Below are 24,353 nucleotides of genomic sequence, written 5' to 3' on the forward strand. Positions count from 1 at the left end.
ATGGGAAAGGTTTACCTGGTGGGGGCAGGTCCGGGAGACCCGGAGCTTCTCACCCTGAAGGCTGTCAAGGTTATATCCTCGGCGGACGTTATACTCTACGACAGGCTTGTGTGTGACGAGGTTCTGTCCTACGCCAAGCCGGAGTGCAAGCTCGTTTACGTGGGCAAGGAGGACGGGAAGCACACCATACCCCAGGAGGAGATAAACAGGCTGCTCGTCTATTACGCCAGCTCCCACGAGAGGGTCGTCAGGTTGAAGGGGGGAGACCCATTCATATTCGGCAGGGGAGGTGAGGAAGCCCTGTACCTTAAAAGGTACGGGATACCCTACGAGGTCGTCCCTGGGGTAAGCTCCCTTTACTCCGTTCCTGCCTACGCCGGCATACCTCTGACCTTCAGGGGCGTAGCCTCCTCCTTTGCTGTCGTGACCGGGCATGAAGCCACGGGCAAGGAGAAGAGTATTGACTGGAAGGCTTTCAAGGACATAGATACCCTCGTCATACTCATGGGTGTGAAGAACAGGCAGAGGATAGCCCAGGAGCTCGTTAAGCTTGGCAGAAAGCCCTCAGAACCGGTAGCCTTCGTGGAGAGGGGCACAACGCCGGAGCAGAGGGTAGTCGTGTCCACACTGGGCGAGGTGGCTAAAGACCCTCCGGAGGTCAGCCCGCCGGCTATCATGGTCGTAGGACAGGTGGTCGGGCTCCAGGGAGAACTCTCCAGCCTGCTTGAGAACCTTAAAAAGAACATGGAGGGGGTTTACAATGCTTGAAGAAAAACTGCTCAAGGAGATACAGAAGCACATACCCCTCGTTGAGAGACCCTTCGGGTGGGTGGCTAAAAACTTAGGCGTTTCGGAGGAGGAGGTTATAAAGGCTGTAGAAGACCTCAAGACACGAAAGGTTATAAGGCAGATATCGCCGATATACGACACCAGAGCGGTAGGGTACGATAGCTCGCTCGTAGCCTTCAGGGTTCCGGAGGGGCGTCTCACAGAAGTGGCGAGCTTTATAAACACCCATCCCGGTGTCAGCCACAACTACGAGAGAAGACACGAGTTCAACCTATGGTTCACCCTCGCCGTTCCCCCAGACAGCGGACTCTCCCTTGAGGAGACCGTCTCCCTCATGGCTGAGCTGCAAGGAGTAGAGCAGTATGCAATACTTAGGACGCTCAAGACCTACAAGATAGGGGTCAAGCTGGACTACAAAGACCTCAAGGAGAGGGAAGAGGTGCAAATTATGGACAGGAGCTTTCGCGGAGATCTCAGCGAAACAGATAAGAGGATAATAAGAATAACCCAGAAGGACATACCCCTTGCTGAGAGACCCTTTGACCCGCTCGCCAAAGAGATCGGCGTAAGCACCTCAGAGCTTCTGGACAGGCTGAATGATTTCAAGGAGAAGGGAATAATGAGGAGGTTCTCCGCCATACTCTTTCACAGAAAGGCGGGGTTCAGAGCCAACGGTATGGCGGTCTGGAAAGTTCCCGAGGATAGGATAGACGAAGTTGGTCTGTATCTCGCCGGTTTCAGGAGTGTGTCCCACTGCTACCAGAGGACTACAAACGAGTTCTGGCAGTTCAACCTCTTCTCAATGATACACGGGAGAAGCGAGGAGGAGGTGATAGACTTCGTTGAAAGCGTGAGGGAAAAGGTATCCCCTGAAGACTACGATGTCCTGTTCTCCGTTAGGGAGTTTAAGAAGAAAAGAGTTGAGCTTTTCTCGGAGGAGTTCTATGAGTGGGAAAAAGAGCACGTGGGAGCTCACTCCCACTAAGGAGAAGATATCCCTTGTAGCTTTAAAGCTCTTCTCAAAAAAGGGCTTTAAGGGTACAACCGTTAAGGATATAGCGAGAAGGGTCGGGATAACGGAAGGTGCCATATACAGACACTTCACCAGCAAAGAGGAGATAGTAAAGTACCTGCTCTCAAGGATAACGAAAGACATGAAGGGGCTGATAGAGAAGGAGGTCTTGAAGGAAGGAAACATAAGGGCTCAGGTGTCAAAACTCGTTGAGATCCTTGCCAACTTCGCCTTTGACAACCCGGACGCCTTCAGGTTCCTCACCGTGTACCACATACTCAAGCAGAACGGGAACAACAGCAAGCTACCGGGCAACATAATCATGGGCATGTTCAAGAACGCCTACATGAGGGGAGAGCTAAAGATCTCTCCGGAGGTAGCCCTCAGCCTGATCATAGGCAGCGTGGAGAGGTTATTTATCCTGTGGGAGCTCGGTATAATAGATACGCCCCGTAAGAAGCTCGTGGAGGAGCTCAAGGAAGCTGCTGTAAAAGCCCTGTTCGGGTGTTGAGATTTTTCAGTCCGAACGTTTATCAAACTCGCCCCTATTGAGTTTATCCCTCAGAACTCTCTTAAGAACCTTACCCGTAGCATTCTTGGGGAGGTCTTCAAGGAAGATAAACTGCTTGGGTATCTTGTAGTTGGCGAGCTTGTCCTTCAGGAAAGTTCTCAGCTCTCCCTCTTTCAGGTCTGCACCCTCCTCGGAGGGCTTAACAAAGGCAACGGGGATTTCCCCGTGGTGGGCATCCTTCCTGCCCACCACCGCACACAGCTCCACCTTGGGGTGGGACATGAGAACTTCTTCCACCTCCCGGGGATAGACGTTCATACCCTTAGTTATTATCAGGTCTTTTTTCCTGTCCACTATGTATATAAAGTTGTCCTCGTCAACGTATCCCAGATCTCCAGTCCTCAGCCAGCCGTTGATTATGGTGTTCTCTGTCTCGTAGGGGTTTTTGTAGTAGCCCTTCATGACGCAGTCCCCCCTAACTATGATCTCCCCAACCTCACCCCTGGGCAGTTCCATAAGCTCCTCATCAACCACCTTCACCTCGTAGTCGGGCAGCGGTGGTCCCACAGAGAGGGGTTTCTGCTTGGAAGGCAGGTTTACAGAAACCACGGGTGAGCACTCGCTCAAACCATAACCCTCCAGAAGGACAGCCCTCTTGAACTTCCTTTTCATCCTCTCAAGGGTGTCCAGCGGAAGTGGGGCGCCGCCCGAGACGAAGTAGCGTATCCTGTTGAACCACATGAAGTACCAGGGCAGCTTTGCCTTTGAAAGGGCGTTGAAGACCTCCGGTACACCCATGAAGACCGAAACCCTCTTGAGGAGGGTTTGCTTTATAACGTTGGAGAAGGGCATTATGGACTTCACTATAACTATCGGGCTCGCGGTGTAGAGGGGTAGAAGAACCGTGGCGGTGAGGGTGAAGGCGTGGAACATGGGCAGGTAGACTATGAATCTGTCCTTGGGGGTTATCTCAAAAACCCTTACGATGTTTTCTATGTTGGAGAATATGTTTCTGTAGGTGAGCATTACTCCCTTGGGCTTTCCCGTTGTGCCTGAGGTGTAGAGGATAACGGCGAGGTCTTCAAGCTCCGCCTGGGGTTTCAGGTGCTCGTAATCCTCTATGGTGAGCCCTTCCTCAAAGCTCAGGTTGGTTTCGTTCAGAACAGGTGCCTCTTCCGCCCACACGAACTTCTCAACCTTCGTCTTCTCCTCTATACCGTTCAGAAGCTCTGCAAACTTACCCTGAGTAACTACGAGCTTCGCTTCGCAGTCGGAGAGTATGTACTCAAGCTCAGCCCTCTTGAGGAAGGTGTTCAGGGGAACGGGAACTGCTCCCAGCTTACCTATGGCGAGGAAGGCTATTATGAACTCCTTGGAGTTGGACATGAGGATCACGACGTTATCCCCCTTCCTGACCCCTATAAGCTCCAGGTATCTTGAGAAGGAGTCAACGTAGTGCTTGAGCTCCTTCCACTTTATCTTTAACTTTTCCTCAAAAAGTATGGGTTTCCCTGAAAAACGCTTCGCGTTCTCCTCTACAAATTCGTAAAAGTTCCTGAACCTGTAAGACATCTCTTACCTCAGAAGGCGTACCCAACGGAGAGGGTAAGCATGTGGGCGGAGATGTCCTTGAACTCTCCCTTGATGGTTTGGTTGTCAACGTTCCTGTCCTTCTTCAGGAAGAGAAGGTAGGCTACGCCGATCTCCACCTTAGGCTCCGGTCTGTAGAGGCTGCCGAGGGAGAATATCCAGCCGTCGGAGTCCGGGAGTTCAAAGCCTAATGTCTTTCTCAGACCAGAAAGTTCTCTCATAGGTAAACTCAAGGGTAGTGGCACCCAGACTGTAAGATGCTCCCAGTCTCCATTCGGCGGGGAGTGGAATCTCAACCTTGCCTGAGGTATTGAAGAAGGATGATCCTATGTGACCATTTGCATTTCCATCTATCTTTAAGTCAACCTTAGTTCTATAAAGAGTTGACAGGGTGAGGTTATTGAGCGGCTTGAACGATACTGAGGCAAAGAGTCCGGGCTTTACGTCGGTGTTTCCGCTCATAGAAACGCTGTAGGCGCCAGTGGGATGGGCATACTCAACCTCTCCCCTTGAGTAAACGCCTCTTAAACCTCCTCCCACCGATATAGCGTCGCTTATCGCATAGGAGACAGCCAGACTCGCCTCGTAAACTTCAAGCAGAAAGGTCTTCGCGTAAGCCTGAGCTATGCTGTCCTCCCAGCTTTTTGATAGTCCCGCAGGCGTTGTGAAGGACAGTCCGAACCTCAAAGCGCCAACTCTGGGGCTTACATAGTGAAAGTAGGGCACGAAGAAGGTTTCCTTTTCTGAAGAGAAGCTCTGGTTTGAAGTAAAACTGCCTGGTGATGGAAAAGGATTGAAAACCCTTCCGCTGAACTTTATGCTCGGAAGGGTTATATATCTCATACCAACCTCTAAGCCCCAACCGTCCTTCATGAAGCTCATGTTGGCAGGGTTGTAATAGGAAGCGTCCGGTGCGTTTGCAGAGGAAAAGTAGGCTCCAGCGGTTCCCGTTGAACGCAGGGACTGCTCGGGTATCTTGTATCCCCCGGCGAACACAGCTCCGGCAAGGATAGAAAAGCTCAGCCCTCCGTATATAGCTCTTCTCATCTCCGCGTCCTCCTTGGACTTTTAAGGAACATTTTAACGAAGAAGAGCTATGGCATACTAAAGTTATGGATGCGCTGGAAGGTCTGATTGAGAAGAACGACTCAAAGATCCTCCTCCTCGTACTGGACGGCATAGGTGGTCTGCCCGTTGATAAGGGCAGGACGGAGCTTGAGCTCGCAAGCACACCCAACCTTGACGCCCTCGCAAAGGACTCAGCCCTCGGTATGCACATACCGGTGGACTACGGTATAACTCCCGGAAGCGGACCGGGACACCTCGGTATCTTTGGGTACGACCCCCTTGAGTACAGGATAGGGCGTGGCATACTGGAGGCTCTTGGGCTCGGTCTTGAGGTCAGGAACACGGACGTAGCCATACGAGGCAACTACGCCACAGTGGAGTACGTGGACGGTAAGCCCATAGTTAAGGATAGGAGGGCGGGCAGGATACCCACCGAGGAGAACAGAAGGATCACAAAGAAGATACAGGAGAACCTACGCGAGATAGAGGGTGTTGAAGTGATAGTGGCTCCGGGTATGGAGCACAGGACAGCCATAGTCTTGAGGTTCCCAGAGCCACTGCCCGAAGGCAGTGATGAGATAGGGGATACAGACCCCCAGGAGGTAGGTAAGGTGCCTTTAGAACCCAGGGGAAGAAATCCCAACGCCCAGAGGGTAGCAGAGGTAGTCAAGAAATTTATAGATAAGGTCGCTGAGATTTTGAAGGACGAGCCGAAGGCAAACTACCTCCTGCTGAGAGGCTTCTCCCAAAAGCCCAACATACCGACGATGGAAGAACGCTTCGGAGTAAGACCCTGCTGCATAGCGGTGTACCCTATGTACAAGGGGCTCGCCAGTCTGGTGGGTATGGAGCTTATAGAGTTTGAAGGTAACACTCTAAAGGACGAGATAGACACTCTCAGCAAAGTCTGGAGTGAGTATGACTTCTTCTTCGTCCACGTTAAGAAGACGGACTCCTACGGAGAGGACGGAAACTGGAAGGGAAAGGTCTCCGTCATAGAAGAATTTGACCGCCATCTGCCCGAGTTCCTGAAGCTAAAGCCGGAGGTGGTAGCCATAACAGGAGACCACTCAACACCCTCTCTGCTGAAGGGGCACTCTTGGCATCCCGTTCCCCTGCTTATACACTCTCCCTATGTTCTCGGCGGGACGTCCAGCAGGTTTACCGAGAGGGAGTGCCTCAAGGGCGAGCTCGGCATACTGCCCGCGAAGAAGATCATTAACCTCCTCCTCGCAAATGCCCACAGGCTTAAGAAGTATGGAGCGTGAAGTGGAAGTTAAAGCGTTCTACTGGAGAGGAGATCACCTCCTACTCCTTGACCAGAGGAGGCTGCCGTCAGAGGAGGTCTGGCTTGAGCTGAGAGACCACATCGGTGTGGCAGAAGCGATAAAGGGCATGGCTGTCAGGGGAGCTCCCGCCATAGGCTGTGTGGCTGCTTACGGCTTCCTTCTGGGGATAAAGGCAGGTGAGAAATCCGACAGGGTTTACGATACGCTGAAGAACACGAGACCCACAGCTTATAACCTCTTCTGGGCGCTTGACAGGATGATGTCAGCGCTGAGCTCTGGAAGAGACCTTGAGGAGGAAGCTAAGAGTATAGAGGAGGAAGACTACAGGGCTAACAGGCGGATAGGTGAACTCGGAATGGAGCTGGTTCCGGAAGGGGCAAGGATACTTACCCACTGCAATACGGGAGCTCTGGCAACTGCCGGTTGGGGAACAGCCTTGGGAGTCATACGCTCGGCACACCACTCCGGGAAAAAAGTAGAGGTGTGGGTTGACGAGACACGCCCATACCTTCAGGGTGCACGCCTCACAGCTTGGGAGCTCATGAAGGAAGACATACCCCACAGACTCATAACAGACTCTACAGCCGGCTTTCTGATGAGGAAGGGACTCGTTGACCTCGTCATAGTGGGGGCTGACAGGATAACGGCGAACGGAGATGTAGCAAACAAGATAGGAACTTACGCCCTTTCGGTTCTTGCTAAAGAGCACGGAGTTCCCTTCTACGTCGCTGCACCTTCATCAACCTTTGACCTCTCAACGGAGAAGGGGGAGGACATACCGATAGAGGAAAGGGGTGAAGAGGAGCTGAAGAACTGCCTGGGAAGACCGATAGCCCCTGAGAAGACCCCAGCCCTCCACATAGCCTTTGACGTCACGCCAGCCCAGAATGTAACCGCCATAATAACGGAGAAGGGGATCATAAAACCCGTTGAAAGAGAAGTGATAGAGAGATGCCTATCCTGAGCGTCCGCATGAGGGCTTCCCTCTCCGGCAGACACGTATCGGGGGCTGAGAGGCTGGTGGGGGAGGAAGAGCTCACCGGAACCCTGTGCGAGCTCCTAAGAAGACCCGGTAAGCACGACTTTCTAAAGATCACCGTGGAGAGGGTAGAGGAAGTTCACACCCTTGGGAAACCCCTGCCGGTCAGCTCTTACGAATTCGGTTCCGTTGAGGAGGCTCGCAAGTTCGCCCGCACAATGCTCGTAAAGTCGGGAGTGCCAGAAGAAGTAGCCCGTCTGGGAATTGAACTCCTGTCCTCGGGGGCAAACCCAGAGGGGGGAAACATGAGGGGCGCCGTTCTGCTGGACACCGAGAGGGGAGACAGGCTTGAGCCAGACCAGAGAAGGGGTATAAGGACGGTGAGAGTGGACTGGAAAGACCGCTCCGCGGTGAGGAGGGAGCTTCTGAGCAGAGGTTTTACAGAAAGGACGCTGGACGCCCTCGCCATAGCCACCAAGAACATAAATTGCGGCGTGGTGGCTGAGCTCTGCTGGAGCGACGACCCTGACTACGTAACTGGATACGTAGCCTCGGGTAAGCTCGGGTACATCAGGATAACCCCCCTCAAAGAAGAGGGAGACCCACTCGGAGGTCGTATATACTTTATCAGGAGAGAGAAGGTGAGGGAAGTGGTTGAATGTCTGGAAGGAAAGGCGTTCCTTATAGGCTGTTAGCCTCGCTGCTCGTGGTGCTGCTCAGCCCCGTCGTGTTCATCGGACTGCCCACACGCTTAGCTTTCAACGAGTGGTTTATAGAGTGGGAGTACTCCAAGGCTGACTTTCCTAAGGACAGGTACGGCATGGAGGACGAGTACAGAAAGTACCTCGCCAAGCTCGGTCTGAGGGCTGTTCTCTCTGACGAAGGCATGGAGGAGTTCAAGAGGGCTACCCTGCCTGACGGAAGCGTGGCATTCAACCGCAGGGAAATAAAGCACATGGAGGATGTGAAGAGATTTCTGGACTTCTTCTTCCCCTTCCTATATGCGTCGTTGGTGGTGTGTTCCCTCGCCTTCGTTTACATGAGAGACCTCAGGCTCATGGGTAAGACCCTGATCGCTGCCTCCCTGTTCTCCCTGTTCCTTACCACCGCGACAGCGGTCTTCTCAATAACGAACTACGAACTCGCCTTTGAGCTCTTTCACAACTACGTGTTTGACCCCTACTCCTGGAGGTTCAGGTACTCGGACACCCTGCTCAGGATATACCCCATGAAGTTCTGGTACGACGGGACTATCTTTGTGGTTGTATCTGCGGGAGTTCTGTGCCTCCTATCCCTTCTGACGGGTATTCTCCTGCTCAGATATAGGAGATCGTCTTCAGGTAAGACTTTATCTGCTGAGGGTCTGCGTTGAGCTCCGCGACCGTCCTCTTCTCCTCGCCTTCCGTCTCAGACTCCCTAACCTCCTCTATCAGCTTGTAGTCCTGGAGCACACCAGCCTTGGCGAGGTTGTTCAGAGCGGTCACCACCTTCTCTATGTCAAGTCCAGTTTCAAGGGCGGCTGTAGAGAGGTCAAAGCTTATCTTGGCGCTGTCGCCAAAACCCTGAGAGCTGCTGTCCCTGAGCTTATCAATTATGTAGTTGCCCATCACTATCATCAGCTTTGAGTTTATGGCGTTTATGAGCCTCCTGTTCAGGTTGTAGAGCCTCTTCGTTAGTATCCCTATCAGGAAGGAGGATAGCTCCGGAATGCTGCTTATGACGTCAAAGAACTCCTCCTTTGCGAAGGTTATTACCTTCAGGTCTGACACAGCTCTCACGGTGGCCGTTCTCTCAACGCCCATGAACACACCCATCTCTCCAAGTATGGAGCCTGGTCCTGCAGTACCTATCAGCACATCGTTTCCCATAGGGTCTTTCTTCGTGACGTTCACAAAGCCCTTCTCAATTATGAAAATCCTGTCGGACTCCTCTCCCTCCTCTATGAGGACGTCTCCCAGGCTGTAAGACTCCTGCTTGCCCCTGTTCTTGAGAAGGTTTACCAGCTCTTCCGTAAGCTTTGTAGGTTCCATGATTCCCTCCTGTCTATATTATAATTGCATCGCCATCACTCAAGATTTTTACAGCGGGAAGTGTACTCCTGATCTCCTCCTTGAGCTCTTCAAGGGAGTTGGGCTTAAGGTGCATCACGTATACGTCCACATCCTCCCTCTTCAAGTGCTCAAGTTCCTCCGCGAGGGTTTTGGGAGTGTGGTGTTTGCTAACCTCAGCGAGGTTGTGCATGTAGCTGGGGAAAGAAACCTCCGTTATTAGCACCTTTATCTCGGGATCTCCGTTCACGAGCTCCCACACACGGGGATTGCGGTAGGTGTCTCCCGTAAACAGGAAGCCGACCCCGTTCTGTTTTATCACGTAGCTCAGCGTGGGAACCGTATGGTTGCTCGGGAAAACGTATACGTCAAAACCGTTCAGGTGAAAGCTCGTCTCGGGGAGTAGCTCAAAGTAGTTCACCGCATAGTCCCCAGAGTTTATCAGCCTTATGGAGCTGAACTCGGGCCATATATTCCAGTTCATTATGTAGTCCTTGACCGCTTCTATAGTCTCCCTGTGCCCGTATATGTTCAGAGGCTGTTCCCTGAACCTGAAGGTGTAATCTATCATGAAGGGTATGTCAACTATGTGGTCTAAGTGGGCGTGGGTTAGGAGTATGTTGTTTATCTGCAGACACTCTCCCCCGAGCGCCTTCATTATGTTACCCGCATCTATGAGTATGTCCTCAGAGATCTGAAGGCAGGTAGTCCCCAGGTCGCCGAAGCGACCTCCGTAAGCCCCGAGTATCTTCACCTCCATCACTTCTCCCTCGCTATGTATATACCTTTCCAGTCCTCTGGAGGGTTCTCCATCATCTCTCTGCACCTCTTCATGAAGACGGCACTCGCCTCGTCGCCAAACCTTATACTGACCTCTTCAAAGAGCAGCATGGCGCTCTCAAAGTTTCCCGCAAAGTACTCCTCCAAGGCTCTCTCAAAGCTCTTCTTCTTTTCCCTGTTCTCCTCTGTGTCCTCCATGAGTTCGTATATCCTGACAGCCTCCCTCCTGCCCTTCACAACCACCACGTCAAGGGTTCTAGTCAAAAAGTCCTCCGACAGGCTGTTCTGCGTGCTCTCACTTATTATTATCCTCGTGCCGTAAACCTTATTGAGACCCTCCAGACGGGAGGCGAGGTTAACTGTGTCCCCTATCGCCGTGTAATCAAAGCGCTGCCGTGAGCCCATGTTTCCCACTACAGCCTCCCCAGTGTTTATACCTATCCCGATATCAAGGGTAACACCGAAATTTTCCTTGAAGATGTGATTAATACCATCAAGGGTCTTGACCATCTCCAGGGCAGAGTTGCAAGCCCTGTCCGCGTGCCTGTCTACATCTATGGGAGCGTTGAATATAGCCATTATCGCATCCCCTATATACTTATCCAGCGTCCCTCCCTGAGAAAGTATTATCTCCGTCATAGGGGTCAGGAACTCGTTGAGAAGGTTAACGAGCTCTTCGGGTCTCATCTTCTCTGAGAGAGAGGTGAAGCCCCTTATGTCCGAGAAGAGAACGGTTATCTCCCTGCGCTCACCCCCGAGCTTAAGCCTGTCAGGGTTCCTCGTTATAATCTCCAGCAGTTGGGGAGACACGTAGCTGCTGAAGGCTCTCCTGAGCTCCCTTATGTTCTTTTCGGCGGTAACTATCTTAAGACCCTCCTGGGAGGACAGGGACAGGAAGAAGGCTAAGAAGGGGTAGAAGAGGTTGAGGTCAAAACTCAGGTAGGAGAACAGCATGTAAGAGAGGACAGGATAGAGGAACAGGGCAAGCGCATAGATGGACAACCGTGAGGAAAACTTGCGCAGGAACAGGGCTAAGAACGGCACTCCAGCCATGAGGACTACCGAGAGGATATCTGCATAAAGAGAGCCGAGTAAGAAGTGGGACTCCTCAACGTTTGAGAAGGTGAAGGCGTGCAGGAACACACCGGGCATAACGGGGTTTATTGGAGTGGGTCTGACATCGTATATACCTATCTCGGTGGCTCCCACGAAGACAGCCTTGCCCCTAAGTTCCGAGGGAGAGATCCTGCCTTTTATAAGGTCTACAGCGGGGATAACCCTCAGCTCCTCAGGCTCGTAGAAGTTTATCCTGTGAAAGCGACCTTCGTAAACGGGTATCTCCTTTCCCGCGAAGGTCAGCTTCTCAATCCCCCTTTCGGAGAGCTCCATGTACAGGTCGGAGCCCTCGTAAAAGCGCAGAGCCTGAAGTGCCAGCGGCAGGTAAACTCCGCCTCTGAATAGATGGGCTAATGGGTACTTCCTGTAAACGGCGTCAACGTCGGGCTCGGCGTTTAGGTAGCCCGAGGCGAGCGCCACCGACATGAACTCGGGTAGGCTCAGTTCCACATGGGGTATGTCTAAGAGTCCCACCCTGTCAGACTTCAGCTTGTATCTGAGAAACTCGCTGTCCTGCAGCAGGCTCAGGGATAGAGGGTCTTCACGCTGGGTTGAGCTTATACGGAAGAAGAAACCGAGGACGACATTCCCAGCCTCCTCTATGCTCTTCGCGAGCTCCCTGTCGCTCTCTCTGTCCTCCGGCTCTGAGAAGACTATATCAAGAGCCACGACCTTTGCAGGTGCAAGGGATCTAACGAGCTGAGCCAAGACCTTCCTGCTCCAGGGCCACCTCCCCAGTTCGTTCACACTCTTCTCGTCTATCGCAACGACGACGACCTTCTCTGAGGGCACGGGCGTCTTATCAAGGGCGTTTCTCACGTAGAACTTGGTGTCTTCAATCTTTAAAGCCACCCGCTCCAGAGGAGCGGGTCTTAAGGTATAAAGGAGGGCGACCACTCCCCCCACAATAAGTAAGGCTAACAACCTGTAAAGCACTAAGAATAAAGATAAACCATCAGGAAACCAGACTGTAAGCCTTTTCCTCCCTGTTTATCCTCTCCACAAGACCCTTCCTACTGAAGAACTCGTAGTAGTCCCTGTCAACTTTGTCTATGTGGTTCAGCAGCCAGTCAACCACGAAGGCGGTTCCCCTCTCAAGCTCTTCAACACCGCCGTGTCTCACCCTGTCCACGACCTTCCTGAGTTCGTCAATTATCGCGTTGTGGGTCTTGGTGTGCTCCTGATAGCCCGGGTAGCCGTACTTCTTCAGTATCTCCTCCTCATGGCTAAGGTGCGTCCTCGCATAATCCATAAGCGTTTTAGTAAAGAACTCTCTGGCACCTTCAAGGTCGTTTCTGGACACAAGCTCCCACACACGCCCCAGGAGGTCAAAGAGAGTCCTGTGCTCTCCATCAACGGGCTCAAGTCCAAACCTGAGCTTCTCAAAGAGGTTCGCCTTCTCGCTTATGTCAAGGAGACGCTCCGTGTTCTCTCTGGAGCTCTCCGAGATACGGGCTATCCTGTTTCTAAGCTCCTGCAGGTCTCCTATCTGCTCCGACACCTTCTCGGAGAGGTTGCCCATAAATCTATCCACCTCCCCGTACCTCTCAAAGATCTCCTCGTACCTCTGGACTACCCCCTCAGCCACATCTTCAGCCCTGAGGATAACCTCCGATATGTGGTCAACAACGCCCTTTACTTTCTTGGCTATCTGGGCTGTGCCCTCAGCAAGGTTCCTTACCTCCTCCGCAACAACCGCAAAGCCCCTGCCTGCCTCTCCCGCCCTCGCAGCCTCTATGGAAGCGTTCAGTGCGAGGAGGTTAGTCTGCTCGGATACCTCTATTATTCTCTCCAAGAAGGCGTATATCTCGTTCCCCGCCTTCTTAACGTCTCCCACGGCTCCCTCCAGCCTTTTAAGCTCCTCCTCGCTCTTGCCTATAGCCTTTCTCATGCTCTCGTTAAGCTCGTCCAGCTCTACTATCAGGTTAGCCAGCTCCCTGGACTTATCCATGGAAATCTCAACCATCTCCTTCGTGTGCTGTATCTCCGTGTTCTGGGACTCTATTTTGCCAGCCACGTTGGGGAGAACGTAGCTTATGCCCGCAAGGTAGAACCAGGGCTGGGACACGCTCTCCTCCAGTTTCTTGAGTTCTTCTCTTAACCTTTCGTTCTCCACTCTGAGAGCTTCTGTCTCCTCTTTCTTTTTGAGCTCCAAAGTTTCCAGTTTCTCCTCCAGTTCTCTCACCCGGGCTGTGAGCCTCTCCTCGGTATCCTCTTTATCCCTCTTGACGGCTTCAAGCTCACCCTTAAGCCTGTCCACCTCAGCCCTTAAAGAGGCTAACTCCAACTCCTTAGCCCTGAGCAACTCTTCATACTCCCTCTTCGCATTACCTAAGCCGAGCATCCTCTAACCTCCAGAAAGCTGACAATACTATTATAAATTCTTCAATAAAGGACTCTCACGGGGGCAGCGGCTAAACTAAACTATTTCCTATGGAAGTGAGAGATAGGGTGAAGGGGCTTCTCAGAGAGCTCATAGCTATAAGAAGCGTCTCCGGTGAGGAAGGAAAGATACAAGAGTTCATAGAGGGTAGGCTCAGGGGTGTAGGAGTTCCGGTTGTAAGGCAGGAGGTTACGGAGGGGAGGTTCAACCTCGTATGCCCTTCCGATACACCCTTTGTTGTGTCGTGCCACGTTGATACAGTTCCACCCATTGATATGGAAAACGCCTTTGAGGCTAAGGAGGTGGGAGGTCGCATATACGGCAGGGGTGCGAGCGACGTCAAGGGTGCCCTATCTGCCCTGCTCACGGCTGTGGAGTTATTTAAGGAGAGGCACCCAGAAGAGGAGCTACCCCTCTCCCTCGCCTTTGTGGTTGATGAGGAAACAAACTCCGCCCTCGGTTCGGAGAAGGTGGTGGAAGTTCTCGGCAAAGACAAGCTCTGCCTCGTCCTTGAACCCACCCACGGAGCTCTCTGTGTAGCCCAGAACGGGGCTGTTGAGTTCTCCCTCGTTGTAGAGGGGGAGAGCGTCCACGGAGCCGAGTTTGAGAAGACCGAAAATCCTATAAAGGTGTGCATAAAAGTTCTTGAAAGCATAGAGGATAAGCTCTCCAGACCTGTAAACATACTCACCCTGAAGGGTGGTGAAGAGCACTACTTAGTCCCAAAGAGGTGTTATGCCCTCGCCGAGGTCAAGCTATGGCAGGGCGAACGGTGGGGAGAGGTTGAAGAGCTCATAAGGGAATCTATCAAGGAGGTGAGAACCTCCTGCGACGTGAGATACACCCTTGAGGATGCTGAGGACTTCATAGAGTTCAGGTGCAACGGACTGCTTGACCCCCTGAAGGAAGCCTACAGGAGAGCTGTTGGGAGAGAGCCGAGACTGGACACTATGCCCTCTTGGACTGACGCCGCAAACTTCCACAGGGCTGGGTATGAATGTGTTGTCTTTGGATTTGGAAGCCTGAAGGACAGCCATACCGAAAGGGAGAGCATAAGTGAAGATGAGCTTGAGAAGATGACCTTCTTCTTTCTGGAGTTATTCGAGGTTCTGAGATGCGCATAGTTTTTAAGGTGGGCTCAAACCTCTTGCAGACCCATCAGGGAGACATAGACCTCCGGTTCATAGCCAAGCTCGCGGAGTCTATAAAGGAGCTCAGGAACAGGGGAGACGAAGCCCTTCTCGTCTCCTCGGGTGCCGTTCTATGCGGGGCTAAGAAGCTCGGGTACCGTGAGAAGCCCACGGAGCTGACCTTCAGACAGGCTCTCGCAGGCATAGGTCAGGCATACCTGATGCACCTGTACGATACGGTGTTTTCAAACTACGGACTCACCGTGGCTCAGGTTCTGCTGACGAACGACGTCTTCAGGAAAGGGAACGAGGACAGGTTCGCCAACGCCCGGAACACTATGGAGAAACTCCTTGAGCTGGGTGTGGTGCCCGTGGTGAACGAAAACGATACGGTGGCTGTCAGCGAGCTGATATTCGGGGACAACGACTTCCTGTCCGTTTACGTGAGCTACATGCTCAGGGCAGACCTCCTCGTGATACTCTCAACTGCTGGTGGACTGTTGGACGAAAAGGGAAAGGTCATACACGAGGTTGAGGACACCGAGAAAGCCTTCAGCCTCGTGAAGGGAACCGGGAGCGAGTTCGGGAGCGGGGGCATGAGGAGCAAGCTTGAAGCAACACGCCTTGCGGTGTCCATAGGCATACCGGTCATAATCACGGGTAAAGGGGAAGACCTTGTGAAGCTCAGGGAGCTTAAGACGCAGGGAACCCTGTTCAAGCCATCAAAGAGGAGGCTCGGAAGGAAGCTGAAGACCATAGCCATGATAGAAGAGCCCAAGGGCATAGTGGTCGTTGATGAGGGTGCGGTTGAAGCCCTCAGGAGAGGTAAAAGCTTACTGCCGGCGGGTGTCGTCAGGGCGGAGGGGAGCTTTTCCCGGGGAGACGTCGTTAGCGTGATGAACCCTAAGGGCATAGTCGTCGCCAAGGGTAGGGCGAACTTCTCAAGGGAGGAGATTGAGAGGGTAAAGGGCTTAAAGGGTAACGATGTAAAGAAGGTTCTCGGAACCACCAAGGAGGAGGTCATCCACAGGGATAACCTCGTCGTATTTCAGTAGTAGAGGCTGTAAAAGAGCAAGCCCACATACTCCCTTATGGCTATAGATGAGTCATAAAACACGCTGTACTTCGGGAACGCACTGTACAGGTTATACCTACCTTCAAACTTAAGGTCTGTCGGGTAGGGTTGAACCTCAAGACCTGTCTTCTTAAAGACCATGAGGGCTCTCCTCATGTGAAAGGCAGAGGTTACGAGAGTTATGCTCCTGCATCCGATCTTTTCGCATATGTTTCGCACGTACTTGGCATTCTCGTACGTATCCCTGCTCCTAAGGTCTGCGTATATGTCCTTCTCCTCAACGCCGAACTCCAGGAGGAGTTCCTTCATCACTTTGGCTTCAGGGATAACGCCTATCGCCGCCCCCCCAGAGAGTATAAGAGGCTTTCCCGTCCTGCGGTGGAGCAGGAAGCCAGCGATCAGCCTCTTGTAAGAGCTCGCCTTCAGGTAGCCGGAGTTGTAAGCACCCCCGCCGAGAACCACTATCACGTCGCCCCTTATGCGCTTCGGAGTCTTAAAGGGACTCTCCAGGGGATAGAACAGGACGTCCTTAAAGGGTTCAACGGATATCAGGTACAGCGCGAGAGCACCCGCCAAGGCGGGTACGTATATCAACTTCCTCTTTCTACTGAGCACCGCTATTAAAAGGAAGAGGGCGATGAATATGCCGGGGGGAAGTATCAGGTAGGAGATGAGCTTCTTTATGAAGAACATACTTAACGCTTTTTACGGACTGCTATTATGACGTTCTCAACGCCTGCCTTCTTGGCTGCGTCCATGACGTAAACGACGAACTTGTGCCGGGCATCCTCGTCAGCCTCTATTATCAGGTAGGCTGGCTTTCTGTCGGCGAGGAACTTCTCCACCGTCTTAAGGTCGGTGGGTTTACCCTCAAGTAAGAGTGCTCCGTTCTTTGAGACCTGAACCCTTGCCGCCCGTATCCGTTGGGTCTCTCCCTTTTCAGCCTCGGGCAGCTTAACGGCTATGAAGGTCAGGGGAGATTGAAAGGCGAGGACTGCAAGGAAGAGGAAGACGGCAAGGAGCGTGTCCACGAGGGGAACGACGTCTATGTAGGCTCTCTCGTCCGCTCCGAGGCGTGCTCTCTTTCTAAGGTTCATACTTCACTCCAGGAGGTCAAGCACGTCACGTGCTTCCTTCTCAACCTTCTCAATTATGTCGTTGCCCAGATTCCTGAACACCCAGTAGGCGAACAGGGCGGGTATGGCAACTATGAGACCGGTTGCAGCCGCCGTAAGGGCTTCACCTATACCCGATGCGAGTAACCTGAGAGCCTCCTCCGTCTGAACGGACGCGTAGGCGGAGAAGACCTTTATTAAACCGGTTATGGTGCCGAACAGACCCAGCAGTGGTGCTATGGAAGCTATGGCGGATAGGAGCATGAGGTTCTTTTCAACGGCCGGCACAACCGAGGAGAGCTCCCTCTCCATCAGAAGGGAGAGGTCGGACTTCTTCCTGTTTCCCTTTAGGTACTCCTCCAGTGCAGCCCTGAGCGCCCTTGAGAAGGTATCCCTGTTTAAGGACAGAACCTTATAGGCGCCGTCAACGTCCATCTTTTGGAGTAAGAGCTTGACCTCGTTCAGGTTTGAGGGTAGGAACAGGTTTGCCCGCAGGTTTATCACCCTCTCAATTATGTAGACCCAGGATATAACGGAGAGTATTATGAGGGGGTACATGACTATACCGCCCTTTCTTATAAGCTCAAGTATCTGTCCGAATGCTCCCTCCATCACTTCTTCACCTCACACTTTGGAAGCTTCTTTTTCAATATCTTAACCTTTTTTATGTCCCTCTTTGTGAGGTAACGTGGGTCAAGCTTCGCAAGCAGACAGGAGGCGTCCTTTCTCGCCTTAAGGGATACCAGTATGTCCACGGCTTCCAGTATGCTCCTGTTGTAGTAGGGCTGAACGCCCTCGGAGGACAGGACTACCTCTATGAAGTGTTCAAGGGCTTTATTCCTGTCCCTCTTCTTCTCTATGATACCCAGAAGGTAGAGTGCACGGGCTCTAACCTTGGGATTCTGGCTCTCCTTCGCTATCTTGAGGTACTTTTTACCCTTAGTCCTGTCGTATAGCTCAAGGGCTTTAGCCTTCAGCTCCTCATCCTGGGGGTTCTCCCTGTAGAGCTCCTCAAACAGCTCAATAGCCTTCTCTATGTTCTCGGATATGTATATGGAAAGAGCCCTCTTCCTGTCATCAAAGTCACCTTTCCTGAGGAAGTCTGCGAGCTTTTCAAACTCCTTCTTCTCAAGGTAGAGGTTCATGAGCAAGGCGGTAGCCCTCTCCTTGTCCTCACCGCTACCCTTCATGAGGGCTTCCTTGAGAAGCTCCTCCTTCCTGCGGGGGTCTTCCTCTATCTCAGCTAGCTTTATCAGGGCTTTAGCTCTGTATGTTTCCTTGGTTAATAACTCTTCAAGGATGCGTCTCGCTTCGCTCCTCCGACCCTCTTTTATGTAAAGGTTTGCAAGCTGGTACTTCAGGTCTGTAATCATAGGTGAGCCCGGGAACTTCCTCTCAAAGTCCCTCACGAGCTTTTCCAGGTCTTTCGTGGGCTTCTGGAGCTCTATCTGGGCGAGGGCAAGCGTGGCGTCAAAGGCTTCCGTAGAGTCCGGGTAGAAGGTCAGTATCTCCTTGTAAAGCTCCTTAGCTCTCTCGTAGTTGCCTAGGTTGTAGTAGGAGTCCGCGATCCTGAGGAGAGCTTTACTCTTGAACTCCCCTCTATCAAGCAACCTCTTGAAGTAGGCTATAGCTTCACGGTACTTGCCCTCTATGAAGAAGCTCATGCCCATCAGGTATATCTCTTCGCCGCTCTCCTCCGTAAGGAACTTCCTCGCGAGGGCACCGTTGCCTATGGATATAGCCGACTTAGCCTTCAGGAGCCTGCTCTTGAGGTCTTCTTTACCCTTCAGAACCTTTATAACCTCCGAATACCTGCCCGCATTGAAGAGGGCGAGCGCCTTATGGTAGGGGTCGTCAAAGAGCCTGTAAGCCTCAAGCCACTTCTCCTTCCTGAAAGCGAGCCAGCCCTTGTACTCCTTGTAAAGCTCGGGATACTTATCCTTTATCTCCGAAAGGGTCTTTTCCATCTCCTCGTCCCTGCCGAGCCAGTAGAGCACCTCCAGCAGCCAGAGGTAGAACTCCTTATTTCTGTCTTTTACCTGCCTGATGGACTCGTAAGCCCTCTGATAGTCCCCCTCCTTTATAGCCGAGTATGCGGCGAGGAGATACTCTCCAGACTTGGTGAACTCCGCATAGGCTATCCTGTAATCGCCCCTGTTGTAGGAGTGAACGCCCGCACTCCTCAGAACCTCCTTTGAGCCGGTGACCTCGTAGGCTATCTTGGAAAGGAGCACGTCCTCTCCAGAGAGCATCAGGTAGAGATGCTCCGCATACTCTCTGTTAGAGATTTCCAGAAGAGAAGCCAACCTGTAGGCTTTCTTTTTATTGCCCTCCTTCAGGGCTATAACCCCTAAGTAGTAAAGGGCTACCTCTCTGTACCTGCTGAGGGGTCTGTTGTACTTCTCAAATATCAGCCTCGCATTTACCCTATCGCCTCTGCTAAGGAGGACTATCGCCTTCCTGAGTTCGGTGCTTTCCAAATAGTCCTCGTTCACCCTACCCTCGGCGAAGTCTTCCACGTACCCGCAGTATCTTTTGAAGACCACGTTCTTGCACTCGGGAGGGGTTATGTTCCCGCCGGACTTTATCTCGTAAACGACCTTCCACAGCTCCGGAGCGTCCGTCTGGACGGGCTCGCCCATTATCCTGAACTCAAGGGCGTAGAAGGTCTCACAGGCAGCCTGCTTGAAGGGGTGCTGAGCCGAGCAGGAACTTTCAAGGAATTTGAGAGCCTCCTCCCTATTGGTCTTGGCGTATATAAGTCCCAGCATATACTCGGACTGGGGCACGAAGGCAGAACTCTGGAGGGACAGAACGTCCAGAAACCTGCTCTCGGCTCTCTTCAGTTTGCCCTCCTTGTAGTATCTGAGCCCTGCTATGTAGTAAGCCTTATCTTTGGGAGACCCGCAGGCACCGCCGTTCTTGGGTATCTCTATCTCAGGTTCCTCAACGGTCTTCGGGGGCTCAAGGAGCTCGTAGGATAGATCAAGGGGAGATACCTCCCTCTTTATAGAGACCCTGTCGGGTGGCATAAGCCTCGGCTTTTCTTCAACTATCCTGCCTACTACCTTGACTTTAAGACTTATTCTCTCGCTCAGACCCGCTCCCAGGGACACTGCTACGAAGAGGAGCAGGAATTTAAAGAGCCCTGTGAGCTTCCACATACAACTCCCCCAGATGACAGGTTATGTTCAACTTCTGAAGAACGTTCCTCTCCTCCTCCATGACGGCGACCGTATAGGAGGCGTTATCGCACCCAAAGCTCCAGAACCTGGACAGGTCTATGTCAAGGAGGGCACAGTACATACACCTTATAGGAACTGTGTGGGACACAACCACCACCGTCTCGTCCCTGTGCTTATCCTTTACGTAGCTCAGGAAGTCCTTCACCCGATTGAACACGTCCTCAAGGCTCTCACCGTCCTCAAACTGTACCCTGTGGGGTTCCCTTATCCACCTCTCAAACTCTTCCGGGTACTTTTCCTTAACCTCCTCAACGAGCATACCAGACCACTTCCCGTGGTCTATCTCTATAACCCTCTCTTCCCTGTAAAGGGGAACTCCCAGCTTGTCCGAAAGTATCTTGGCAGTCTGATAGGTTCTCTTTAAGGGGGAGGAGTATATGCGGACGACCTCCTCCTTCCTGAGCTCGTAGGCGAGTGATTCTGCCTGAGCCTTTCCCCTTTCGGTTAGCTCCGGGTCCAGGAGACCCTGATAACGTCCAAGGGGATTCCACTGACTCTCAGCGTGTCTAACTATTATGAGCTTCAGCATTTATACAGGTTTAGTATTCTATCACAAGGGAAACCCCGGACTCAGAGGAGCAGCACTAAAGGGTCACCGGAAGGACGGGGAGGCCTCAGGCAACCTGCCCCATCTTCCTCGCTATCTCCACCAGGCGGGCGATCCTCTTCTCAGTTGAAGGGTGTGTTGAGAAGAGCTCCATCAGACCCTCTCCTTTGAGAGGGTTCTCTATGAACAGGTGGGCTGTGCCCTCGTTCACCCGAGCGGGCACCTGGGTGACGTAGTTGTGTATCTTTTCAAGGGCTCTGGCGAGCGCAAGGGGACAACCGCAGATGTAAGCTCCCGTCTCGTCGGCGAGGTACTCCCTTGAGCGGGATATGGCCATCTGAATTATCGCAGCTATTATGGGCGTTATTATTATGAGGAGTATGCTGCCTACCAGGGACAGAGGGTTGTTGTCCTCCTCGTCCCTTCCCCATCCGAATATCAGAGCCCACTGGAGCCAGTTGACTATCATGGATATGGCACCCGCTATGGTTGCGGCGATTGAAGCCACCAGAACGTCTCTGTTCTTTATGTGGGCGAGTTCGTGGGCGAGAACTCCCTTCAACTCCTCTTCATCAAGTATCTCAAGGATTCCCCTCGTAACAGCCACCGCAGCGTGCCCGGGACCCCTGCCTGTTGCGAAGGCGTTGGGCTGTTCCATTGGGACGAGGTAAATTTTTGGCTTTGGTATATTTGCCTTCCTGGAGAGCTCCTCAACGATCCTGTGAAGCCATGGAGCCTCCTCCGGGCTTATCTCCTTAGCCCTGTACATTGACAGGACTATCTTGTCCGAGAACCAGTAGGACATGAAGTTCATCACGGCGGCTATTATGAAGGCTATCACCACGCCGGTCTGACCGCCCATGAGGTGTCCTATGAACAGCAGTATCCCAGTGAGCAGTCCGAGGAGCACAGCAGTCCTCAGCATGTATGCCATGTTTCCGTACCTCCTTCGGGTGGTTGTAATTCCGCAGTACTGGATTTATATTTATTCTACGGCTTCGGTAAAGTCAATAGGGAATGAACAGTAAGGTTGCATCGGAAGAGAGAGTAGACCTCGGCAGGTACGACGAGCGTTTTTACGCGATAGTCGGAAGGGGCGACGAGAACGTAAGGTACTTCTCCAAGGTATTTGACGTCCGTATAGTTCCCCGTGGCACCGAGTTGATAGTAAAGGGAGAGGATGATAAGGTTAGAAAGTTCGTATCCTTCCTGAAGGCTGTTATGCTCCGCCTTGAGAGGGAAAGACTCACCGCCAAAGAGGTCAGGGACTACGCCAAGGACTTCCTTGAAAAGGCTGAGGGTCACGAGGATATACCCGAAGAGGAAGAGGAGATAATCCTTATAACCCACAGGCGTAAGGCTATATCGCCCAAAACGGAGACCCAGAAGAGATACGTTAGGGCTATAAAGGATAACGATGTCGTTTTCGGAGTAGGTCCTGCCGGTACTGGGAAGACCTATCTCGCCATGGCAACAGCCCTGTCGCACCTCAAGGAGCAGAAGATAAGCAAGATAATCCTCACCAGACCTGCTGTGGAGGCAGGTGAAAAGCTCGGCTTCCTGCCGGGGACTATAGCCGAAAAGGTTGACCCCTACCTCAGACCTCTGTATGACGCCCTTTACGACATGGTGGATTACGACAAGGCGATGTACATGCTTGAGAGGAACATAATAGAGATAGCCCCCTTAGCCTTCATGAGGGGCAGGACGCTGAACGATGCCTTCATAATACTGGACGAAGCCCAGAACGCCACAAAGGAACAGATGAAGATGTTTCTCACCCGTATAGGCTTTGGTTCCAAAGTGGTCGTAACGGGAGACATAACCCAGATAGACCTGCCCAAGAAGGAACACTCGGGACTCGTTGAGGCTCTCAGGGTTCTTGAAGGAGTTCCTGGCATAGAGTTCGTATGGTTCTCCCAGGACGACGTGGTCAGGCACCCCATAGTGGCGAGGATAATAGAGGCTTACGAAGTTCATGAACGAGATAGAGATAAAGCTAAGGAAGAGGAGACTCAAGAAGACGTGGCTCAGGAAGAGGGCTGAGCTTATACTAAGGGTGCTCGGTGTTGAAAACTCGGAGCTCAGCATACTCTTGACCGACGACGAAGAGATAAGGGAGCTCAACAGAGTTTACCGCGGTAAGGACAGACCAACGGACGTTCTCTCCTTCCCTATAGGTGAGGAGGTAGCCGGCAGGCTCATACTCGGCGATGTGGTCATATCCCTTGATACAGCCAGGAGACAGGCTGAAGGGCTGGGACACACCCTTGAGGAAGAGGTCAGCAGGCTGTTGGCTCACGGGATAATACACCTCTTGGGCTACGACCACGAACTCGGAGGAGAGGAGGAAGAGAGGTTTCGGGCTCTTGAGGAGAGGGTTAATGCTGAACTTGGAAGAGGCTAAGGAGCTGATAGCCCTCGGAAGGGCTGCCGTGGTCGGCGTCCTGAAGGGTGCAGAGCTTGAAATTCCTGAGAGTATAAAGGAGAGGTACGCCCAGAAAAGGGGCGTATTTACCACGCTCCTGACCTATCCGGAGAAGGAACTAAGGGGTTGCATAGGCGTTCCCTACCCACAGTATCCCCTGTGGTACGGCGTGATCTACTCTTCGGTGAGCGCAGCCTTCAAAGACCCCCGTTTCCCGCCCCTTACCGAGAACGAGGTTGACAGGGTAGTATGGGAGCTCTCAATACTCACCGAACCGAAGGAGGTGCCCAAGGGTGAGCTTCCCGAAGGCATACAGGTGTGCAGGGACGGGCTCATAGTTGAGCTGGGCGGCGCAAAGGGCTTACTCTTGCCACAGGTAGCTCCCCGATACGGATGGAGTCCTGTAGAATTTTTGGAGCACACCTGCCTGAAGGCAGGTCTTGATAGAAACTGCTGGAAAGACCCGAAGGCGAGGGTCTTCAAGTTTGAGAGTGAAATATTTGAGGAGGTTGAGCCCTGGGGAGAGGTGGTGAAAGTAGAGACCGGGAGTTGTCGGTAGAGGAGCTCAAGAGAATCCAGCTTGAGTGTGCCAGAAAGGTCGTGCAGAGGGACGACTTTGCTCGTATTGAAACGGTGGGTGGTATGGACTTGACCTTTGAAGACATAAGGCACAACCCCACCCGTGCCTGGGCGAGCCTGGTGGTCATTGAGCTGAAAACCCTTAAGCCCGTTTACGAGCTCGTGGTTGAGGACAGGGTCAGCTTCCCTTACATACCCACCTTCTTAGCCTTTAGAGAGATGCCCCTGCTTTTAAAGCTTTATGAGAGAACAGAGGTTAAACCGGACGTCTTCTTCGTGGACGGGCAGGGGGTAGCGCATCCACGAGGGTGTGGCATAGCTTCCCACTTCGGAGTTGAGACGGGTGAGGTCAGCGTGGGTGTTGCCAAGTCCAAGCTGTTCGGTTACTATGACGAGCCCGGGGAGAAGAGGGGGGACTACTCCTACCTGAAGTTCAAGGGCAGGATAGTGGGCGCCGTCCTGAGAACCAGAGATAGAACCGCTCCCGTGTTCGTCTCCGTCGGTCACAGGATAAGCCTGAATACGGCCATGGATCTCGTACTGAAGACGTCAAGGTATAGAATTCCCGAGCCAACGAGGCTTGCCCACAACCTACTCCAGAGTGTCAGGAGAAGGAGTCTTTTCTGATGTAAGTTAAGAACATTAGAATATATTAATATTCCTAAGGAG

The 24,353-nt window shown here is 52.5% G+C and carries 26 protein-coding genes; 13 read left to right on the plus strand and 13 right to left on the minus strand.

Features of this window, described 5'->3' with window-relative positions; all coding sequences use genetic code 11:
• The 3 genes from cobA to HG1285_RS08215 are packed head-to-tail and all read left to right on the plus strand — an operon-like array spanning position 1 to position 2,312.
• Entirely contained in the window at positions 1-768 is a 768-nt protein-coding gene (gene cobA, locus HG1285_RS08225) for a uroporphyrinogen-III C-methyltransferase (RefSeq protein ID WP_008287731.1), read from the plus strand.
• Positions 761-1,774: an Lrp/AsnC family transcriptional regulator gene (locus HG1285_RS08220; protein WP_008287732.1), complete on the plus strand. Its 1,014-nt coding sequence runs from the start codon at positions 761-763 to the stop codon at positions 1,772-1,774. Before cobA ends, HG1285_RS08220 begins: the two co-directional genes overlap by 8 nt.
• On the plus strand, positions 1,734-2,312 hold the full coding sequence (locus tag HG1285_RS08215; RefSeq protein WP_008287733.1) for a TetR/AcrR family transcriptional regulator: 579 nt from the start codon (positions 1,734-1,736) through the stop codon (positions 2,310-2,312). Before HG1285_RS08220 ends, HG1285_RS08215 begins: the two co-directional genes overlap by 41 nt.
• 6 nt (positions 2,313-2,318) lie before the next feature.
• Here HG1285_RS08215 and HG1285_RS08210 read toward each other — a convergent pair whose 3' ends face one another.
• Genes HG1285_RS08210 through HG1285_RS08200 form a run of 3 tightly spaced genes read right to left on the minus strand, consistent with a single transcriptional unit; the run spans position 2,319 to position 4,949 of the window.
• Entirely contained in the window at positions 2,319-3,884 is a 1,566-nt protein-coding gene (locus HG1285_RS08210; RefSeq protein WP_008287734.1) for a fatty acid--CoA ligase, read from the minus strand.
• Positions 3,885-3,892: 8 nt separating this feature from the next.
• Positions 3,893-4,123: a hypothetical protein gene (locus tag HG1285_RS19700; RefSeq protein WP_008287735.1), complete on the minus strand. Its 231-nt coding sequence runs from the start codon at positions 4,121-4,123 to the stop codon at positions 3,893-3,895.
• Positions 4,083-4,949 carry an outer membrane protein transport protein gene (locus tag HG1285_RS08200; RefSeq protein ID WP_008287736.1) on the minus strand — a complete coding sequence of 289 codons (867 nt, stop codon included), beginning with the start codon at positions 4,947-4,949 and terminating at the stop codon, positions 4,083-4,085. The genes HG1285_RS19700 and HG1285_RS08200 overlap by 41 nt, the downstream gene beginning before the upstream one ends.
• A gap of 65 nt (positions 4,950-5,014) precedes the next feature.
• On the opposite strand from HG1285_RS08200, the gene HG1285_RS08195 reads away from it, so the two are divergent.
• The 4 genes from HG1285_RS08195 to HG1285_RS08180 are packed head-to-tail and all read left to right on the plus strand — an operon-like array spanning position 5,015 to position 8,610.
• On the plus strand, positions 5,015-6,238 hold the full coding sequence (locus HG1285_RS08195) for a 2,3-bisphosphoglycerate-independent phosphoglycerate mutase (RefSeq protein ID WP_008287737.1): 1,224 nt from the start codon (positions 5,015-5,017) through the stop codon (positions 6,236-6,238).
• On the plus strand, positions 6,228-7,223 hold the full coding sequence (mtnA, locus tag HG1285_RS08190; protein WP_008287738.1) for an S-methyl-5-thioribose-1-phosphate isomerase: 996 nt from the start codon (positions 6,228-6,230) through the stop codon (positions 7,221-7,223). The genes HG1285_RS08195 and mtnA overlap by 11 nt, the downstream gene beginning before the upstream one ends.
• Positions 7,217-7,933: a 6-carboxyhexanoate--CoA ligase gene (bioW, locus tag HG1285_RS08185; RefSeq protein WP_050777679.1), complete on the plus strand. Its 717-nt coding sequence runs from the start codon at positions 7,217-7,219 to the stop codon at positions 7,931-7,933. The genes mtnA and bioW overlap by 7 nt, the downstream gene beginning before the upstream one ends.
• Complete coding sequence (locus tag HG1285_RS08180; RefSeq protein WP_008287740.1) at positions 7,897-8,610, plus strand: TIGR01906 family membrane protein; 714 nt, start codon at positions 7,897-7,899, stop codon at positions 8,608-8,610. The genes bioW and HG1285_RS08180 overlap by 37 nt, the downstream gene beginning before the upstream one ends.
• On the opposite strand, the gene HG1285_RS08175 is transcribed toward HG1285_RS08180, so the two are convergent.
• From HG1285_RS08175 to HG1285_RS08160, 4 genes are read right to left on the minus strand one after another with little or no spacing between them, the layout of a single operon-like run.
• Entirely contained in the window at positions 8,555-9,268 is a 714-nt protein-coding gene (locus HG1285_RS08175; protein ID WP_008287741.1) for a cyclic nucleotide-binding domain-containing protein, read from the minus strand. The two genes, HG1285_RS08180 and HG1285_RS08175, sit on opposite strands and share 56 nt — an antisense overlap.
• 13 nt (positions 9,269-9,281) lie before the next feature.
• Positions 9,282-10,046, minus strand: coding sequence for a 3',5'-cyclic-nucleotide phosphodiesterase (locus HG1285_RS08170; protein ID WP_008287742.1), 765 nt, complete (start codon positions 10,044-10,046; stop codon positions 9,282-9,284).
• A complete protein-coding gene (locus HG1285_RS08165) occupies positions 10,046-12,118 on the minus strand; it encodes an adenylate/guanylate cyclase domain-containing protein (RefSeq protein WP_083793070.1) in 2,073 nt (690 codons plus the stop codon). Before HG1285_RS08165 ends, HG1285_RS08170 begins: the two co-directional genes overlap by 1 nt.
• A 19-nt stretch (positions 12,119-12,137) precedes the next feature.
• Complete coding sequence (locus HG1285_RS08160; RefSeq protein WP_008287744.1) at positions 12,138-13,526, minus strand: methyl-accepting chemotaxis protein; 1,389 nt, start codon at positions 13,524-13,526, stop codon at positions 12,138-12,140.
• Between the two features lie 89 nt (positions 13,527-13,615).
• Here HG1285_RS08160 and HG1285_RS08155 point away from each other — a divergent pair, with 89 nt between their 5' ends.
• Together HG1285_RS08155 and proB are read left to right on the plus strand one after the other, a co-directional pair.
• Positions 13,616-14,689: a M20/M25/M40 family metallo-hydrolase gene (locus HG1285_RS08155; protein ID WP_008287745.1), complete on the plus strand. Its 1,074-nt coding sequence runs from the start codon at positions 13,616-13,618 to the stop codon at positions 14,687-14,689.
• The gene (gene proB, locus HG1285_RS08150; protein ID WP_008287746.1) at positions 14,680-15,750 is read left to right on the plus strand and encodes a glutamate 5-kinase; all 1,071 of its coding nucleotides are present in this window, start codon (positions 14,680-14,682) and stop codon (positions 15,748-15,750) included. Before HG1285_RS08155 ends, proB begins: the two co-directional genes overlap by 10 nt.
• On the opposite strand, the gene HG1285_RS08145 is transcribed toward proB, so the two are convergent.
• From HG1285_RS08145 to htpX, 6 genes are all read right to left on the minus strand, one after another.
• The gene (locus HG1285_RS08145; RefSeq protein ID WP_008287747.1) at positions 15,744-16,463 is read right to left on the minus strand and encodes a YdcF family protein; all 720 of its coding nucleotides are present in this window, start codon (positions 16,461-16,463) and stop codon (positions 15,744-15,746) included. The genes proB and HG1285_RS08145 overlap by 7 nt on opposite strands.
• A gap of 2 nt (positions 16,464-16,465) precedes the next feature.
• The gene (locus HG1285_RS08140; RefSeq protein ID WP_008287748.1) at positions 16,466-16,867 is read right to left on the minus strand and encodes a biopolymer transporter ExbD; all 402 of its coding nucleotides are present in this window, start codon (positions 16,865-16,867) and stop codon (positions 16,466-16,468) included.
• 3 nt (positions 16,868-16,870) lie between these two features.
• Entirely contained in the window at positions 16,871-17,497 is a 627-nt protein-coding gene (locus tag HG1285_RS08135) for a MotA/TolQ/ExbB proton channel family protein (protein ID WP_008287749.1), read from the minus strand.
• Positions 17,497-20,049: a tetratricopeptide repeat protein gene (locus HG1285_RS08130; protein ID WP_008287750.1), complete on the minus strand. Its 2,553-nt coding sequence runs from the start codon at positions 20,047-20,049 to the stop codon at positions 17,497-17,499. The genes HG1285_RS08135 and HG1285_RS08130 overlap by 1 nt, the downstream gene beginning before the upstream one ends.
• A complete protein-coding gene (locus HG1285_RS08125; RefSeq protein WP_008287751.1) occupies positions 20,024-20,659 on the minus strand; it encodes a phosphoserine phosphatase PspA in 636 nt (211 codons plus the stop codon). The genes HG1285_RS08130 and HG1285_RS08125 overlap by 26 nt, the downstream gene beginning before the upstream one ends.
• 85 nt (positions 20,660-20,744) lie before the next feature.
• Positions 20,745-21,611 carry a zinc metalloprotease HtpX gene (htpX, locus tag HG1285_RS08120; protein ID WP_008287752.1) on the minus strand — a complete coding sequence of 289 codons (867 nt, stop codon included), beginning with the start codon at positions 21,609-21,611 and terminating at the stop codon, positions 20,745-20,747.
• An 83-nt stretch (positions 21,612-21,694) separates the two neighbouring features.
• On the opposite strand from htpX, the gene HG1285_RS08115 reads away from it, so the two are divergent.
• From HG1285_RS08115 to HG1285_RS08100, 4 genes are read left to right on the plus strand one after another with little or no spacing between them, the layout of a single operon-like run.
• Positions 21,695-22,723 (plus strand): PhoH family protein, encoded by a 1,029-nt coding sequence (locus tag HG1285_RS08115; protein WP_008287753.1) that lies wholly within the window; start codon positions 21,695-21,697, stop codon positions 22,721-22,723.
• Entirely contained in the window at positions 22,656-23,084 is a 429-nt protein-coding gene (ybeY, locus tag HG1285_RS08110; RefSeq protein WP_008287754.1) for an rRNA maturation RNase YbeY, read from the plus strand. The genes HG1285_RS08115 and ybeY overlap by 68 nt, the downstream gene beginning before the upstream one ends.
• Positions 23,062-23,664 carry a TIGR00296 family protein gene (locus HG1285_RS08105; RefSeq protein ID WP_008287755.1) on the plus strand — a complete coding sequence of 201 codons (603 nt, stop codon included), beginning with the start codon at positions 23,062-23,064 and terminating at the stop codon, positions 23,662-23,664. The genes ybeY and HG1285_RS08105 overlap by 23 nt, the downstream gene beginning before the upstream one ends.
• Positions 23,655-24,311: an endonuclease V gene (locus tag HG1285_RS08100; RefSeq protein ID WP_008287756.1), complete on the plus strand. Its 657-nt coding sequence runs from the start codon at positions 23,655-23,657 to the stop codon at positions 24,309-24,311. The genes HG1285_RS08105 and HG1285_RS08100 overlap by 10 nt, the downstream gene beginning before the upstream one ends.
• Positions 24,312-24,353 lie beyond the last annotated feature (42 nt).

The organism is Hydrogenivirga sp. 128-5-R1-1 (genome assembly GCF_000171895.1).

Coding starts and splice junctions, on each gene's coding strand:
- mtnA (WP_008287738.1), top strand. CDS start 6,228: ATGGAGCGTGAAGTGGAAGTTAAAGCGTTCTACTGGAGAGGAGATCAC.
- HG1285_RS08215 (WP_008287733.1), top strand. CDS start 1,734: ATGAGTGGGAAAAAGAGCACGTGGGAGCTCACTCCCACTAAGGAGAAG.
- HG1285_RS08135 (WP_008287749.1), bottom strand. CDS start 17,497: ATGGAGGGAGCATTCGGACAGATACTTGAGCTTATAAGAAAGGGCGGT.
- HG1285_RS08145 (WP_008287747.1), bottom strand. CDS start 16,463: ATGTTCTTCATAAAGAAGCTCATCTCCTACCTGATACTTCCCCCCGGC.
- HG1285_RS08210 (WP_008287734.1), bottom strand. CDS start 3,884: ATGTCTTACAGGTTCAGGAACTTTTACGAATTTGTAGAGGAGAACGCG.
- proB (WP_008287746.1), top strand. CDS start 14,680: ATGCGCATAGTTTTTAAGGTGGGCTCAAACCTCTTGCAGACCCATCAG.
- HG1285_RS08175 (WP_008287741.1), bottom strand. CDS start 9,268: ATGGAACCTACAAAGCTTACGGAAGAGCTGGTAAACCTTCTCAAGAAC.
- HG1285_RS08140 (WP_008287748.1), bottom strand. CDS start 16,867: ATGAACCTTAGAAAGAGAGCACGCCTCGGAGCGGACGAGAGAGCCTAC.
- HG1285_RS08155 (WP_008287745.1), top strand. CDS start 13,616: ATGGAAGTGAGAGATAGGGTGAAGGGGCTTCTCAGAGAGCTCATAGCT.
- HG1285_RS08170 (WP_008287742.1), bottom strand. CDS start 10,046: ATGGAGGTGAAGATACTCGGGGCTTACGGAGGTCGCTTCGGCGACCTG.
- ybeY (WP_008287754.1), top strand. CDS start 22,656: ATGAACGAGATAGAGATAAAGCTAAGGAAGAGGAGACTCAAGAAGACG.
- cobA (WP_008287731.1), top strand. CDS start 1: ATGGGAAAGGTTTACCTGGTGGGGGCAGGTCCGGGAGACCCGGAGCTT.
- HG1285_RS08200 (WP_008287736.1), bottom strand. CDS start 4,949: ATGAGAAGAGCTATATACGGAGGGCTGAGCTTTTCTATCCTTGCCGGA.
- HG1285_RS08195 (WP_008287737.1), top strand. CDS start 5,015: ATGGATGCGCTGGAAGGTCTGATTGAGAAGAACGACTCAAAGATCCTC.
- HG1285_RS08115 (WP_008287753.1), top strand. CDS start 21,695: ATGAACAGTAAGGTTGCATCGGAAGAGAGAGTAGACCTCGGCAGGTAC.
- HG1285_RS08180 (WP_008287740.1), top strand. CDS start 7,897: ATGTCTGGAAGGAAAGGCGTTCCTTATAGGCTGTTAGCCTCGCTGCTC.
- HG1285_RS19700 (WP_008287735.1), bottom strand. CDS start 4,123: ATGAGAGAACTTTCTGGTCTGAGAAAGACATTAGGCTTTGAACTCCCG.
- HG1285_RS08160 (WP_008287744.1), bottom strand. CDS start 13,526: ATGCTCGGCTTAGGTAATGCGAAGAGGGAGTATGAAGAGTTGCTCAGG.
- htpX (WP_008287752.1), bottom strand. CDS start 21,611: ATGGCATACATGCTGAGGACTGCTGTGCTCCTCGGACTGCTCACTGGG.
- HG1285_RS08125 (WP_008287751.1), bottom strand. CDS start 20,659: ATGCTGAAGCTCATAATAGTTAGACACGCTGAGAGTCAGTGGAATCCC.
- HG1285_RS08105 (WP_008287755.1), top strand. CDS start 23,062: ATGCTGAACTTGGAAGAGGCTAAGGAGCTGATAGCCCTCGGAAGGGCT.
- HG1285_RS08130 (WP_008287750.1), bottom strand. CDS start 20,049: ATGTGGAAGCTCACAGGGCTCTTTAAATTCCTGCTCCTCTTCGTAGCA.
- HG1285_RS08220 (WP_008287732.1), top strand. CDS start 761: ATGCTTGAAGAAAAACTGCTCAAGGAGATACAGAAGCACATACCCCTC.